This window comes from Segatella salivae F0493 (genome assembly GCF_000477535.1).
GTDB lineage: Bacteria > Bacteroidota > Bacteroidia > Bacteroidales > Bacteroidaceae > Prevotella > Prevotella salivae.
The window spans coordinates 138,751-153,761 of the sequence record NZ_AWGW01000024.1; the positions used below are offsets into that span (position 1 = coordinate 138,751).

General features: G+C 47.0%; 12 protein-coding genes. 3 read left to right on the top strand and 9 right to left on the bottom strand.

The window, feature by feature from the left end; genetic code table 11:
- Window positions 1-19 precede the first annotated feature (19 nt).
- Window positions 20-892, top strand: coding sequence for a hypothetical protein (locus tag HMPREF9145_RS07525; RefSeq protein ID WP_172793016.1), 873 nt, complete (start codon window positions 20-22; stop codon window positions 890-892).
- Between the two features lie 17 nt (window positions 893-909).
- Complete coding sequence (locus HMPREF9145_RS07530; protein WP_021825756.1) at window positions 910-2,370, top strand: PepSY-associated TM helix domain-containing protein; 1,461 nt, start codon at window positions 910-912, stop codon at window positions 2,368-2,370.
- 25 nt (window positions 2,371-2,395) lie between these two features.
- Here the strand turns inward: HMPREF9145_RS07530 and HMPREF9145_RS07535 are convergent, their stop codons facing one another.
- The 4 genes from HMPREF9145_RS07535 to HMPREF9145_RS07550 all read right to left on the bottom strand — a co-directional run bounded on the left by HMPREF9145_RS07535 (window position 2,396) and on the right by HMPREF9145_RS07550 (window position 4,132).
- Window positions 2,396-2,821 (bottom strand): plasmid mobilization protein, encoded by a 426-nt coding sequence (locus HMPREF9145_RS07535; RefSeq protein WP_021825675.1) that lies wholly within the window; start codon window positions 2,819-2,821, stop codon window positions 2,396-2,398.
- 209 nt (window positions 2,822-3,030) lie between these two features.
- Window positions 3,031-3,540: a DUF3408 domain-containing protein gene (locus HMPREF9145_RS07540; protein WP_021825718.1), complete on the bottom strand. Its 510-nt coding sequence runs from the start codon at window positions 3,538-3,540 to the stop codon at window positions 3,031-3,033.
- Window positions 3,528-3,842 (bottom strand): helix-turn-helix domain-containing protein, encoded by a 315-nt coding sequence (locus tag HMPREF9145_RS07545; RefSeq protein WP_021825736.1) that lies wholly within the window; start codon window positions 3,840-3,842, stop codon window positions 3,528-3,530. Before HMPREF9145_RS07545 ends, HMPREF9145_RS07540 begins: the two co-directional genes overlap by 13 nt.
- A gap of 20 nt (window positions 3,843-3,862) precedes the next feature.
- Window positions 3,863-4,132, bottom strand: a complete 270-nt coding sequence (locus HMPREF9145_RS07550; RefSeq protein ID WP_021825761.1) for a helix-turn-helix domain-containing protein — start codon at window positions 4,130-4,132, stop codon at window positions 3,863-3,865.
- Window positions 4,133-4,542: 410 nt separating this feature from the next.
- Here HMPREF9145_RS07550 and HMPREF9145_RS13475 point away from each other — a divergent pair, with 410 nt between their 5' ends.
- Complete coding sequence (locus HMPREF9145_RS13475; RefSeq protein WP_021825686.1) at window positions 4,543-4,782, top strand: hypothetical protein; 240 nt, start codon at window positions 4,543-4,545, stop codon at window positions 4,780-4,782.
- A 77-nt stretch (window positions 4,783-4,859) separates the two neighbouring features.
- On the opposite strand, the gene HMPREF9145_RS07555 is transcribed toward HMPREF9145_RS13475, so the two are convergent.
- The 5 genes from HMPREF9145_RS07555 to HMPREF9145_RS07575 all read right to left on the bottom strand — a co-directional run bounded on the left by HMPREF9145_RS07555 (window position 4,860) and on the right by HMPREF9145_RS07575 (window position 14,993).
- The gene (locus HMPREF9145_RS07555) at window positions 4,860-5,345 is read right to left on the bottom strand and encodes a DUF1896 domain-containing protein (protein WP_036906992.1); all 486 of its coding nucleotides are present in this window, start codon (window positions 5,343-5,345) and stop codon (window positions 4,860-4,862) included.
- Between the two features lie 56 nt (window positions 5,346-5,401).
- Window positions 5,402-6,685, bottom strand: a complete 1,284-nt coding sequence (locus HMPREF9145_RS07560) for a site-specific integrase (RefSeq protein WP_021825702.1) — start codon at window positions 6,683-6,685, stop codon at window positions 5,402-5,404.
- Between the two features lie 12 nt (window positions 6,686-6,697).
- Window positions 6,698-7,951, bottom strand: coding sequence for a site-specific integrase (locus tag HMPREF9145_RS07565; protein ID WP_021825699.1), 1,254 nt, complete (start codon window positions 7,949-7,951; stop codon window positions 6,698-6,700).
- A gap of 257 nt (window positions 7,952-8,208) precedes the next feature.
- A complete protein-coding gene (locus HMPREF9145_RS07570; protein WP_021825758.1) occupies window positions 8,209-12,828 on the bottom strand; it encodes a DUF2958 domain-containing protein in 4,620 nt (1,539 codons plus the stop codon).
- 92 nt (window positions 12,829-12,920) lie between these two features.
- Entirely contained in the window at window positions 12,921-14,993 is a 2,073-nt protein-coding gene (locus tag HMPREF9145_RS07575; protein WP_021825728.1) for a type IA DNA topoisomerase, read from the bottom strand.
- Window positions 14,994-15,011 lie beyond the last annotated feature (18 nt).

Genomic DNA, 15,011 nt, shown 5'->3' on the forward strand with positions numbered 1-15,011 from the left:
AAACGATAAAATAAGAATGATGAAAGAAAAAAGCAAACTTTATCCATGGCGCACCATCGCCTCGTTCCTTTTGGTGCTTTTTGCCATGCCCTTGGGTCATGCGCTGATGATATTGATGGAGAAGTTTATGGACGAGGGTGCCATGCATGTAGCAGGGTTTGCGATGGGTTTCGTGGGGCTTGTCCTCGTTATCGTCGGCGTGTTTGTGAAGGGCGACACCCGACAAACGCTGTGGGGACTCTTCGGTGGACTGCTTTTCTGGACGGGTTGGGTGGAGTTCCTCTTCCTGTATTATGCCCGACGTTATGGCGTACCGCCTGAGATAGAGAATGGCGTGGTGGTGACGAAGCCCGAATACCTTATCATGCCTGCCTCGTTTGGCTTGTGGATGATGGTGATGACCATGTATGTGTTCAGCACAAAGAACGGCTGCGACCTGATTACATGGATACAAAAGGTATGTTTCCGAAGCAAGCGCAAGGTTGTGGTGGTGCAACCCATGACGCGCCACACGAGCATCGTCACGTTCATGGAACTGAACATGATTCTTTGGGCAATGTACTTGCTGCTCATGTTCTGCTACGACAAGACTTTCCTCGGTGATCATCACCCTGTGACGTTTCTTGTGGGAGTGGGGTGTCTCGTCGGGTCTATCTTCATGTTTCGCCACCAATTGCACATCGCTGCATGGGGTGCGAATATACGAATGGCTATCGCCACCGTCATCATCTTTTGGACACCTGTGGAAATATTGGGAAGGATGAACTTCTTCCAAGAGTTTTGGGTAGAGCCAGAGAAACACGTGTGGCAAATGCTTGTCATCCTCATGGCTTTTATTTTGTTGGGTGTTTATCTTTGGTTGAAGAGTAGGCTACGAAAGAGAACCAAATAAAGGGAAAAGGGTATCGAATGAAGAAATCAACATGGAGACAACACCATAAATGGTTAGGAATAGTCTTAGCCCCATTTATCATACTCTTTTGTTTCTCAGGAATTGTTCTCAATCATGCTGGCTTGTTAGCAGATGTAAACATAAGCCGAAAACTTCTGCCAGCGGAGTATCGGTATGACCGGTGGAACAAAGGGTTGCTTCGTGGAACGATGAAGTGGAATTGCAAGACGTTGATATATGGCAATTCAGGTATATGGTTAAAAGAGGAAAGCAACGGCACGATAAGAGATTTTAACAGGGGCTTGCCCAATGGTGCCGACCACAGAAGTATCCGTGGCGTAGTTTCTATGCCAAACGGATTCCTATATGCCATAAGCCAGTATAATCTATATTGCTTGAACGAGTGCGGCGCTTGGATGAGGATTGACTTGCCCAATGATGAGCATGAACGGCTAAGCGACATTACGCAGAAAAACGATTCGCTCATCATTACCGGGCGCTCACACATCTATCTTTCTCATGTTCCTTATCATACTTTTCAAAAAATCACGTTAAAGAAAGGTGGCAATGACAAAGGCAAAGTTTCGCTATTCCGTACAACATGGCTTCTTCATGGGGGCGGACTGTTTGGAATTGTAGGCAAACTCTTTGTCGATTTAGTGGGGCTTATCCTCTTGTTCCTATCCATATCAGGCATATACTATTCCTTTGCACCTCGCCCGCATTCATCATTCGGTGCACGAATTAAAAGCTGGCTGATTAAATGGCACAACCAAATAGGCTGGGCATCCATATTCTTCTTGTTGCTGCTTACCATTACGGGATGGATGCTACGCCCACCTGCACTCATAGCCATCGCTTCAGCCAAAATCCCTCCGATACCTTTTTCCGCAATGGATAGCGATAACCCGTGGAACGATTGCCTACGCTCACTACGGTATGATGATGACAAGGAGGACTGGCTGCTATGCACTTCCGACGGTTTCTACTCTCTCCGCCATTTGAGCGACACACCGCAAAAAGAGCAAGTGCAACCACCCGTGAGCGTTATGGGCATCAATGTTGAGCAAAAAGACAGTCGGCACAAATGGCTGATTGGCTCGTTCAGCGGTCTGTATGTATGGGACAGACCCCACGAGGAAGTTACCGATTACTTCACCCACCACGCACCCCAGCCTACAAGCGAAATGCCTATCAGTAGCCATCCTATATCAGGTTTTTCATCAGATATAGAAGATGCAGAGCTTGTCGTAGATTACAACAAAGGTTGTCCCCGCCTTTCCATGCCCAATATCATGGCAACGTTACCCATGTCGCTACGCAATGTTTGCATAGAAGTTCACACAGGGCGCATCTTTACATTCTTGGGTAAAACTTCTATATTATACATTTTTCTCATGGGAATTGCTTGCGTTTGGTGTCTCTGGAGTGGCTGGAAGATACATAGAAGAAACCCTAAAATCTTCAACCTTAATTGAGTTTACAAATCTTTCATTTGAAATATTACGATATACGATAATCCTCTGTCAACTCAACTGCCTGCTGTTGGAGGCGTGTAACCTCGTTTGTAAGATTGATAAGTTCCTTCAACAATGCCTGCACGCTTTTGGCTGCCGTATAGCAGTGCAAAAGTTTGACCACCTGATTGTAGTTTACTCCTATTCTGTGAATTTCCGCAGTAAGCTCGGACAACTTGCGATTATATTCCACTGCGGACTTGTCCACCATAATCACTTTGAAGTGTTCTCCGAGAATGCGGGCACGCACAAAGTCAGATTTGCTTACCGCACCCGATTTATTGTACAGGTCAATGGCACGTAGCTGGTCTTTCACATCGGGCATACGGGTGTCCCATCTGTCCCAACGGGGAACTTCTTCTATATTTCTATGTCCGTAACGGTTCTTATTAGCTATTTCTAATTTGGGCATAATTGTATTGTTATGTTTGTTTTCTAATCACGACTTTGGAGTGATTTAATCCCCTTTCGGGGCAAGGGTCTTTGTGGGACAAATGGCAGTTTGTCGGACAAAGACACACCTTGCTGATGTAGAAAATGGGATTATAAGCCCCTGCTGTGTTACTGCATTCATTGAATACAGTAACTCGGCGTAGGCTTGCATTCGAGGAATGCAGTAATTCAGAGTTTCCTCCATCTTTCCACATCTTCCTTGTATTGGTCGAGGTGTTCCCGCAGTACCTGTTCGACATATCCCGAAACGCTCGCTCCATGCTCACCGATTCTCCGCACCACGAAGTCTAACTTTCGTTGGATTTCCTCTGATACATACACGGCTTTGCGGTGGCTGTTGCGAAAGGGCTGGAGATATTTCCCCTGAAACTCGGATAATTGCTTTCTGTCCTTTGTTTTTCCCATTCTTTGATGAAATTCTTCGGTAGAAGTAGCCCTTTCTGTTGGCGACAACGCTGTTTCTTGATAGGACGGTTGAGAAAAATCCTTGTTACTCTCCTTGTCATTTTGTTCCTCAACTTTATCAACAGGCTCAAACCTTCTCTTTTCCTCTTCATAATCGGAGGGCTGGTCAAAATCGGGTAACTCTTCGGGCTTGCGGAGTTTAACGCCATAATTTCCCATATCTCTAATGGCTTGTTCCAAGCGTTGTTTCCTTTTTTCATCTATTCTTGCCATAATTTCTTGGGTATCGGGTTATAGTGTTTTTCAAGCATGGCTTGTATGTCGCTCTGCTTGTAGAGTATCTTCCCTCCGATTTTGTAGAAAGGAAGCGTTCCTGAGTTTCTGTACTCTTGGAGCGTGCGTGTGCTGAGCCGTAATTGCCTGCACACTTCCTCGCTCGAAAGGTAAACCTCGCCATCTAACATCGGACGAGCTGTGGCACAATACCGCTCCAACTTCTTCAAAGTGCCTTCCATCAGTTGTGAAAACAACTGCATCTGAGGGTCTTCCCGCGTAATGATTTCATTCTCTGCCATAATTCATTCATTCTTTGATTTCAATCCTTGACTGCATTCAGCATTTCACTGATGTCGGTCTGTTTGTAATAACACTTGTGTCCAATCATGGAGAAAGGGATTTTGCCCGTATCTCGGTATGATTGTAGGGTACGCTTGCTGATGCCTAAACGCTTGCACACGGCTTCGTTGTCGAGCCATTGCTCGGTCTCAGGAGGATTACCGATAAGTTTCTCCACACGATGGATAAAGTCTGCAAATTCGGAGCGATGTCGCTCCCACGCTTTGCGGTCGATGATAATGAGTTTCATTGCCTTAATTTTGTTTTGATTACTTTATTGTTACTCAGCAAACAAACTGTTATGCAGTCCATTGCCGTACTTCTCGGGTGCAAAAGTAAACCCTCGGAAGCACTGCTGCAAGAAATGAGGATAAGCAGGGAAATAGAGAGAAAGCAATAGAAAAACAAAGGAAATCCGTCTGTGTTATTGCGGTAATGAGATGAGGTGCCAGTTCTTTCCTTTTATTGCATATTTGTTGGTCTATCGACAGTTCGATAGTTCGACAAATCGAGATGTCGAACTATCAATAGTTTGTTTTGACGATAGTTTGTTTTGACAACAGATAGTCTTGACAACAGATAGTCTTGACAACAAATTGTTATGACAACAAATTGTTATGACAACAAATTGTACAGACAATAAGTTGTACAAAAAATGGCTTGTCATATAATAAGATTGTTAAGACAATCGTTAGTTCTAACTATTGTTTCTACAATTCGCTTTTGCGTCCAAAGAGCCTGAGTATGCCATATTCTTGTCGTGCCTATCTCTCTACGGCAGCCTTGCCCTGCAAGGTTGGGAGAGATGAATACGACCGCACGGATATTGAGAATTGTAGTACTGCCTTGAAAAAGAAAAATCCTGCGGTGGAGATTCTTCTCTCCATCCACAGGACTTGACCTTTCAGGGCAGACAGGCTGCCGTTGTACCTTTGCACGATAAGAAACGGCATCAGGAACTTTGCGTGCGCCTTTGCCTACAACGCCTTCGGGCTTGCTTCCTCCGTCTGTTTGACCGTTGGCAGGTTGTTGCTCTCGATGAGCAGCACTATTGTGCCTGTCAGTTCGGTGTAAAGACGGTCGTATTGTCCGCTTGCGGCAAATGCGTCCGTCAGTTCATACCCAGCGAATGTGGCTTGAACAGCCTTGTTCGACAACAGTATAGGTACGAGTTTCTCTGGGAGCGGTGCAGGAAGTTCCCTTTCAAACTCGTTTTCCAACACGGATACAAGCGTATCATACTTGGAAAAGTGCAAGCCTTGATACAATGCCTCGCTTGCCATGCTCTCCGCTTCAATGTGTGTAAAGCCTTGTGCTACAGCATCGCAGTAAACTGTGAGAGCCATATCTGCCCGTGCAGTGATAAACTCCGTATCTTGCAACTTTTCGGGGTGATGCTCACTCATGTAACTTCTTAACTTCAATCGAAAGTAGGAAAGTTCCTGTTTGTTCTTCTGTTTCATTGTTTTTCTTGTTAAAAAGTTGGACTTCTTTTTTTTTGAATCATTCATTACGGCTGTTACAGCCCAATTATGGGACTTGACTTTTTCGGTGTTCTTGACGGACACAGCCGTAAGGCTTTACGCAGTACCCTTGTATGCTCACTACCCATCAGGGGTTGCATTTCCTTGGCAATCTTGCTCTTGGTCACCCGTGCATAAATCTCGGTCGTGGAGATAAAGCGATGCCCCAGCATCTTGCTCACCGTCTCTATCGGAAGTCCGTTCTCCAGACAGATGGTCGTGGCAAAGGTGTGCCGTGCGGTGTGTGAGGTCGCTTGGGTATGCGGTGGCAGTCCTGCCTTAATACATATCTCCTGAATAGTTCTATTGAAATTACTGTTGCTGGGAAACTCTCGAAAGAAAAGCCCCTCCCTTCGTTCGTGGCTCACAATGGCGAGTATTTTCTCGGCAACGGGCAGCAACGGGACAATACTTCTGTTCTGTGTCTTTGTTCGGCAGAGGGAGATATATCTGCGTCCATCACTGAGCGTATAGACATCATCCATTCTGAGTTTCTTCAAATCGGAGAATGCCAGCCCCGTAAAACATCCCAGGAGGAAAATAAGTCTGCAATGGTTGTCTGTCGAGCGGTGCGGACGGTAAGCTAAGAGTTTTTGCAGGTCGTCCGCCGTAAGTGCATTGCGCTCGTAGGTAGGCGTTTCTATGTCTATGAGTTCAAAAGGGTCTTCACGAACGTATCGCTCCTGCAATACCTTGCGAATGACCTGATGCAAGTGGCGTAGGCGGTTGCCGACACTGCTTTCCTTGTTTCCCAAGTCCCGAAGCATGAAAAGGCGATAGTCCTCAAGGAAAGTCTTGTCCACCTCTGTGGGCATACAGTCTGCCCTGTCCCTTACTTGCAGGAAATGAACAAAACTCTTGTAGCTGTCCTTAAAAGCCCTGACAGTTGCCTTGCTTAATGTTCTGCCCTGCAATTCCTCCTTGTATTCACAAACGGATTGATATAGCTCCGTAAGTGTTGGCATGGGGCGACTTTGCTGCATATAACGCTCCTTGAGGTATTCCGCCGTGATATAGTTTTCTTCCCTTAATGTACGTTCATAGAGTGAATGCAAGCACTCTTCTATTGAGTTCAGTTGCAGATTGATGCCGCTTGAATTACCTGTTGTCGCCTTGATGCACCCTTTTCGGGCAAGCCACTCGTCGGGGGAAGTTTGCAACTGCGTGGAAAACGATGAGGACGTTCCATTACAGGTGATACGGCAACGGATTACGCATAGTCCGTCTTCATTGGTCTTGCTTCTATCTATGTAGAATAGTATGGCAAATGTACTTTTCATTGTTCTGCGGTTTTAGTTGGTCAGTTGATAATGTGCGAGTTGTGGAAGTATTTTCTCTATGTCCAGAAAGACACGCTCGGGAGATGTCTCCGCATACACTTGCGTGGTTTTGATTTGACTGTGTCCGAGCATTTTGGAAACGCTCTCAATGGACACGCCCTCCGACAGTGTCATCTGAGATGCGAAGGTATGCCGTGCCATGTGATAGGTCAGCGTTTTCTGAATACCGCAAAGCCGTGCTATCTTTTTGAGGTGTATGTTTACCGTGTCGCATCCGGGTATGGGCAGCAGATACCCCTTGGGCGGTTCGTGTCGGAAAGCCCTCGTGTGAATGCCCCGATAACGCTCGATAATGGCAGCGGCTTCGGGAAGTAGGGGGATGTGGCACACGTTGCCCGTCTTTATTCTCGGCTTGCGTATCCAAGTCATTCCCGCTTCGTGAAAGACGTGCTGCTCCGTCAAGTGATACACGTCGGTATAGGAAAGTCCCGTCAGGCAGGAGAAAAGGAACATGTCCCTCGACACTTTTTCATAGCCTTGCAGTTCGTCTTCTCCCAAGGCTGCGATACGGCTTACCTCCTCCCTCGTGATGTAACGTGGAGTACCCGCTTCCCAACGAATGGAATGGTTGATGAAGGGATAGGTGTCAATGATGTGCCGTTTATACAGGTCTTTGAGCAAGGAAGCCAGCATGGAGAGATAACCAGCCGAAGTGTTGAGCTTGAATCCCTTTTCTTTGGCGAAGTAGTCCTCCAAGTCTTTGATAAAGGCGATGTCGGCTTTCTGCACGGGAATATCCTCCACACGGTAGCGATACCTGACGAAGTTTGCCAGATGCTTGTGAAAGAGCAACAGGCATTTTAGTCTGCGTTCGCTGCGGTCTATGCCCACACGCTCACGGAAGCGGTCGATATACTCGTCTGTATGATAAAGCAGTCCTTGTGACTCACTGTTCAGTCCGAATACAAGCTCCCGTACTCGCTCTGCCGTGATGGGAGCATCGGATTTACCCGAAAGAGACTCATAAACCTTGTGTATGCTCACTTGTAGGCGGTCAAGTTCCTTGTTTACCGATACGGCTTCGGCACTCTTGCCCAGCAGTCGGTTCTTGCGACTGTCCCACAAACGAGGAGTACACGAGCATTTGCAACTAAATTGTACCATAGAGCGTCCTGCGCTGATGCGTCCCATGATGGGACTTTTTCCGTTTTTGTCCTGCGTACCTCTCTTGAGGTAGAAAAGCAGCTTGAATTTTTCTTTTTCCATTGTTTTTTGCTTGCAAAATTACACTTCTTTGAGGAACTTTGAGCGATGCAAAACACTGATAATGAAAGAGAAAACACCGTTTTAGTTACCACTTTCAGCCGTCCTTTTCCTTTCATCGTTTGTCGAACGATTTGGTAACTGAACTCCCTCCTTTTCGCTCCCTTTTCTGCCTGTTTTCTATGATGCAACCCTAAGAAGAAACAAGCAATATCCGCTGTATTTCAGTCAGATATGACTTTTATGCCATTTTCTGCTTTCTACTCCCATACTTCCGCATAGAACGAGGCAAGTTCTGGCACCTTGATGAAGGTGCGGAACCGCTCTTTCTGAATGATGTCATTCGTGATGGAGAACTCGTAGTCAGTCGATTTCTTGGCAAAGACTGCTGCCCAAGCATCAAAACTGTTGATACCTTGCTTTTCCAAAGCTTGCGGACGGAGATACTTGAACAGGAGATACAACTCCGTCAGGCTATTGGAGATGGTCGTTCCAGAAAGGAACGTCGCTCCCAAGTCCTTGCCGGACCTCTCCTGTATGGTACGAATAGCAAAGAGCATGTTTAAGGCACGCTGTGAGCCATCAGGATTGCCCAAGCCCGATACACGGTCGTGGCGGGTATTGAACATCAGGTTCTTGAATTGGTGCGATTCATCTACAAAGAGGTGGTCAATACCCATCATCTTGAAATCTACGGCATCGTCTTTACGCTCGGCGATACTATCCTGTATGTTCTGCAGCTTTGCTTCCAGTGTCTGCTTGCGCTTCTCCAAGCCTTTGAGCATCCCACGGGAGATGTCTCTTCCTTGTTGTCGCAACACTTCGAGATTTTCTTCCACGGAGTCCAGTTCCTTCTGCATAATCGCTTCCTGTATCTCCAAGGCCTGCGGTATCATGCCGAACTGTTCGTGCGTGAGAATGATGCAGTCCCAGTCGTTGTTCTTGATGTCGTTAAAAATACGTTGGCGGTTCTGCTTATTAAAATCGTTCTTACCTGGATAGAGTACCTTAGCATTGGGATAAGCTTTCCTAAAAGTGTCGGCAATATCGAATACGTTTGCCTTCAGTCCGATAATCATCGACTTGTTTGCCAGTCCCAATCGCTTCATCTCGTAGGCAGCTGTACACATGATGAGCGTCTTACCCGCTCCCACCTCGTGGTCGCATATACCGCCACCATTGGTTTTGAGCATCCATACGGCATCCTTCTGACTCTTGTAAAGGTCATCAATACCCAATCGTTTGAGGTCAAGGTCGGGAAATGTCTGGTGTGTACCGTCAAAGTTGGGTCGCATAAAACAGTTGAAAAGGCGGTTGTACCTGTCGGAGAGTTGCTGTTTGAAGGTATCGGGTGTGCGCCCGAGCCAATCGACAAAGCCCTGTCTGATTTCCTCAATCTTGGCATTTGCCATCTGTATGGCATGTCCGTCCCTTACTTTGATGGTCTTGGTCTCTCCCGTAACCTTATCTGTCACCTCCTTGCTCTTGTTGATGTCGGGAATGGTATTGTGCAGGGCATGCTTTAAGAGATTGATACCGTCATAGCGGCGGAACTCGCCCTGTACGGCATACTTGTGCCAGATATTAGCATTCTTTCGGTCGCAGATAATGCTGTATTCGTCCATATTGGAATGGTAGGATACGCCAATATCCGTCCCGAAAAACTCCGATGCGAACCTGCCATAGACTTTTGAGGGTATCCAGCGTTCACCGAGGTTGAAGTCAAGATCTGCAAAAGGAATGGGTGTCGGCATGGCTGCACGCAAGGCAGTAAGGCTCTGTTTTGCCTCTTCGTGTTCGGGATGGTCCAAGAGCCACGACTCGATACGCTCCGCCTTTTCTATTACATTGCCCGAAATGAACTTGTCCGCAACCTCATAAGCATTCTCTTCGGGGTTGAAATAGATACGACCTTCCAAGGAAGAAATGATGTCACTTTCCTCCATATCAGGTAAAAGCGAACTCATGTAGTCAAGTTCCACCGTGCCGTACTTGTTGAGCGATGCACCCAGTGCCTCCATCGGGTCTGTGGCAACGGTCAGTTCCGTGGTAGAAAATGCCGTGGGATGGTCGAAGATGTCCGCCTTGATGTACCTGCCGTTTTCGGAGCGTTCCAAGAAGAGCATTTCCACGCCTGTAGCATCCATCTTGATAATGTCAGTGTTTGCCTTCTGGTTAAAGTAGCCCCAGCGTGCAACATAGTCATCATACAGGTGATTGAGCCTGCTGCGGTCTTCCCTGTCTTCTGCATGGTTCTCTGCCTCGTAGTCATAGAGACGATGATAGCACTCCCGTATCTCGATATAGCTTTTTAGACGGGAAAGCTGCGCATACGGCAAGTCCATCGGGTTAAAGGTCGGATGTCGCTTCAGATCAGAAAGAGACCCCACCTGCCCTTTCTGCACGACAATGGAGCCGTCTCTTAGGTGTGAGTCCGGCGAAGAGAGAAAAGGGCGTGGGGAAGCGTCAAACTCCTTTCTGACTTCCGCTATCGGTTTTGGCTTGCGCTCCTCGTCTTCGTTCATGAAGTCGAAAAGGGATGGCTCACGTGAAGATGAAGAAGCTGCTTTCCTGCTACTACGGGTACGCCGTTGAGGAGAGGTTACTGACTTTTGTATCTTGGACTCCGATGGTTTCTGGGGAGCAGTTTGTGTTATAGGACGGTGCGCCTGTGAAGTTCCTGAATTATCCTTGATTTCATTGTTTACACGGCTTACCTCTCTTGTCCAAAGGCTGTATTCCTCTGGGGCAAACAGTGACAGTTGCTCCGGTTGTCCGATGTCTTCCATGTTGTTGTCCACCACTGGATGATGATCGTCGTCAAAGAACACCGTCTGTCCGTTCATCTCTCTTGGGGCTTCAATATCCGTACGGATTTCCGACCTTTCCTGTTCGTATTGTCGGTGAAGTGTCAAGGCGGGTACACCTTCGGGTGCAGGTTCAACGTTTATGGATGGTTGCTCTGACACAGATTGCTGTGGTACAGACTCCGATGATGGTGGTTGCAATGGAGTAGTCTCTCCATTGGAAACGGTATTTTCTGTTGCCTGTGCCTTGGTAATGGTAAAATAGTCCGGTTCTATGACTTGCCCGACATTAATTTCTGTTTCAGTTTCTAATTCTTCCTTGGGCGTTTTGATTTCAGAAGTACCGTTCACAGTCTCCTTAACCGTGTCTTCTGTATTTGTTACCGCTTCTTCCTTGATTTCCTCTGCCACCACCTCTTCTTTGGTATATTGTCCCCTGACGATTTCTTCCAACTCTGCAATTTCGTGCAGTTTCTTAGGAGAGAAGTACAGATCACGTTCAATCCCCAGTCCTCTTACTTTCACGCCCTCCATCTCATCGAGGGACATATTGCCAAGCTCCCAGCCGTAACCCATCGTCACGGCACCGAAGCCAATACGGCTCTTAGGGTCATATTCCAGAAGGTAGGCTGTGTATGCTCCCATAGGGAAGAAATAGCGTGCATAGGCTATCTTATCGCCAATGAGTTCCTTTTCCGTGCTGTAAAGTTTTGGCAACTGTTTCCTGATACTGTCGGGCATGAGGTTATAGGCATCGTTTATTCCCTTGTCTTCTGTCTTTATCCTCTCTGTTTCTTTTTCCCGACTTATGGTAATACCCAACTTGCGGAGCTGTTTCTCTGCTTCTGCCTCTCGCTCTACCTCTGTCATAGGTATACCTGTTTCATATAGCTTATGGTCGACACGTTGTCCCATTTCAAGGGAGAGTTGTGTTCGGAGACTTTCTACCATTTCCTCAATCCCTCCCGTGAACCGATACTCCCATGTAGGTCTTCCATAAGGGTCTGTACCCATTATGCGCTCTGTGGCAATGGTGCGATGAGATATGTCCTTCCAATCTCCTACAAAAAGAGAGTTATGCTTGAAGACGACAGAAGAGCCTTCTTCCTTGGGAACAGAAACAGTTTCTACGAACTGCTGCTCAATTCCCTTGCAGATTTCTTTACCTGTCTGCTTCTGTAGTACGATGAGGTCACTGCCTACGTCCGTTCCTGCATTGTCAGAAAACATACCCGATGGTAGTCGGAGAGCGGAGATAAGGCGGCTGTTCTGCATGAGGTAACGGCGTATGGATTCATTGCGGGGACTGTCCAATACACCCTGTGAGGTGATAAATGCCAGTAAGCCACCTTCCTTGATGCAGTCCAGACCTTTCACGAAGAAGTAATTGTGAATGGCACGTGTGGACTCGCGCTTGAGAGTGTCCTTGCCTTTGCTATACTCTCGGTCATAGACCATGAAATCACCGAAAGGAATGTTACTTGTAACAAGGTCGTACTTATCTTTCTCTTCCAGTTCTCCAATAGCTTCAAAAGGCTCGTTTCTAACGAACACGTTGCCTTTACCATAGGGGTGCAGGGCTTGGCTGATGCGAGCAGTGAGCAAGTCCTTCTCCATTGCATCTACAACTCCTACTTGCTTTGCAAAGGTCTCGGCAAAGGCACCCATACCCATAGAAGGGTCTAAGCATCGTCTTACCTGCAGGTTTGTGGATACAAGTGCATCAGAGATGGCAGAAACGATACGGGTATCGGTATAGAAGGAGGTCAGTACGCTTGCCTTGATGCTCTCCCAATACCGCTTGGCAGTGTTGGCATCTATGGCTTCACGATAAATCATCTGCTTGAGCTGCTGGGTAGGTTCAAAGAGATTCTGCTCTGACTTGCTCCAATAGCGGATGTCATCGGGATTATCTGTGCGGTTGAGTACACATTTCAAGCCACCGAATCCTTGATAGTTCCGTAAGATACTTTTCTCAGCTTCGGTGGCTTCGCGGCGTTCCTTCTCTAATCGCAAGACCACTCGGATAGCTTCCGTGTTGGCTTGCAGGACTTCTTTCTTATTGTATGCCATAAGGTATAACTTGTTCTATTATGGGAATAACTACTCTGATACCAAAGCTTGACCGTAATGTCAGACTTTAGTATCAGAAATGAAGTAATATGCTATTTCCGTTTCTTGTTTTGTTCAAACTCAAAGGTTGTGGTATAATCATCCGTCAAAACAAGTCGGGCATTGAATGTCTTGCCTACCTTGCTGGTCAGCCCTTTAAGGATAGGCGTACGACCAGAACTTATCAAGTCACGGATGTTATCTTCAGAGAGATGTATGCCGCAGACTTCACGAAACATGTGGAAGCCACAGGTTTCATGTCTGCACTTGGCTACCTTGGCATAGATGCCGACACTCTGCTGTCCGCACTTTGGGCAGCGGTATACAGGATAGGACTTCTGCTCTGAAGAAAGCGAGAGGAGTTCCTCGCAGATTGTTCCCACGTATGAGTTGATGCCCTGTGCGAACTTATCAGATGGCATCTTTCCTGCTTCAATAGCGGCAAGGGCAAGTTCCCAACTGCCTGTCATCTCTGCATTGGCAATCTTCTTGTCCTTGACAATTTCATAGACAGCCAGGCCTTTCTCGGTAGGTATGATGGTTTTCTTGTCCCTGCGGATATAGTCGCGGAGAATAAGCGTCTCGATGATGTTGGCACGGGTGGCAGGTGTACCGATACCGCACTCTGCCATTGCTTTCTTACTTTCAGCATCTTCAACCTCTTTTCCGGCGTTCTCCATAGCAGAAAGTAGTGTTGCTTCCGTGTAGAGCGGTTTAGGTTTGGTCTTATGCTCGGTTATATCTGCATTAAGCAGTGTCAGGACTTCACCTTCTGCCAAGTTGGGTAATGAAGACAAGAACTGTTCGTCACCATCTTCTTTCTTATCTGCCTCCGCTTCTTTACCTTTCTGTACGGCTTTCCAACCTAAAGAGATTTGTCGGCATACTTTCCAAGTAAAGGTATTGGTGCCGTCAGTGAATCGTACCAACATACGCTCTTCCTCTGAATTGGGGAAAAAGGCTTCGATAAAGCGATTGACTACCATTTGATAGATAGTTGTTTCATCTGTCGACAATCCTAATGGTGGCTCACCTGTCGGGATAATGGCATGGTGGTCAGTAATCTTTGTATTGTCCACAGAATGGCGGTTGAGAGGTTCCGTAATTGTTGCTCCTGTCTTACGCAGTAGGGTGGGTACTTCCTCAAAGACATCCTCGCTGATATATCGGCTGCCTGTGCGGGGATAGGTCGTGATTTTCTTCTCATAGAGACTCTGGGCTATCGAGAGGGTTTTGTCTGCAGAAAAGCCGTGGCGTCTGTTGGCATCTTTCTGCAAGGCAGTAAGGTCGTACAAGAGTGGTGGCGCGGTATGCATTACCTTTCTTGTGACCGTTTCTACCGTAAGCTGGCTCTGACTGCGAAGTGTAGCGAGAGCAGTCTGTGCCAATGCTTCATTCTCATAGTCTTTACAGCCAACGGCTTTCAGCGACATGCCCTCTTTTTCTGTAAAAACAGATAATTTCCAATAGGGTACGGAAGAAAAATCACGATTCTCTATGTACCGACGGCAGACCATAGCAAGAGTTGGGGTCTGTACCCGTCCCAAAGAATAGCCGCCTTTGCGGACGATGGACAATGCACGGCTGGCATTGATACCCACCAACCAGTCGGCTTCGCTTCTTGCCTTGGCAGAATGATAGAGATTGTCGTAACAGTTTCCAGGTTTGAGATTGGAAAGTCCTTCACGGATAGCCTTGTCTGTGAGTGAACTTATCCAAAGTCTTTCGAAAGTCTTTTTACAATCAAGATATTGATAGATGTAGCGAAAGATGAGCTCACCCTCTCGCCCTGCATCGGTGGCGACAATGATACGATCTGCCTTGTCAAAGCAGGAGTGTATCACTTTAAGTTGCTTCAATGCTGCAGGGTCTGATACATACTCCTTGTCCTTACGTACTTGTCGTACCACTAACAGAAATGGATTGGGACGGATGGGCAAGTCTTCACGCTTATAAGCGGAAAAACCGTAGGTTTCAGGCATGGCAAGGGCGATGAGGTGTCCCATTGCCCAAGTAACGACATAGCCGCAGCCTTCCAAATATCCGTCTTGCTTGGTCGTTGCTCCTACGATGCGGGCAATATCTCTGGCTACCGAGGGTTTCTCGGCAATAATACAAGTTGTCATAGTCGATAATAGAATTAA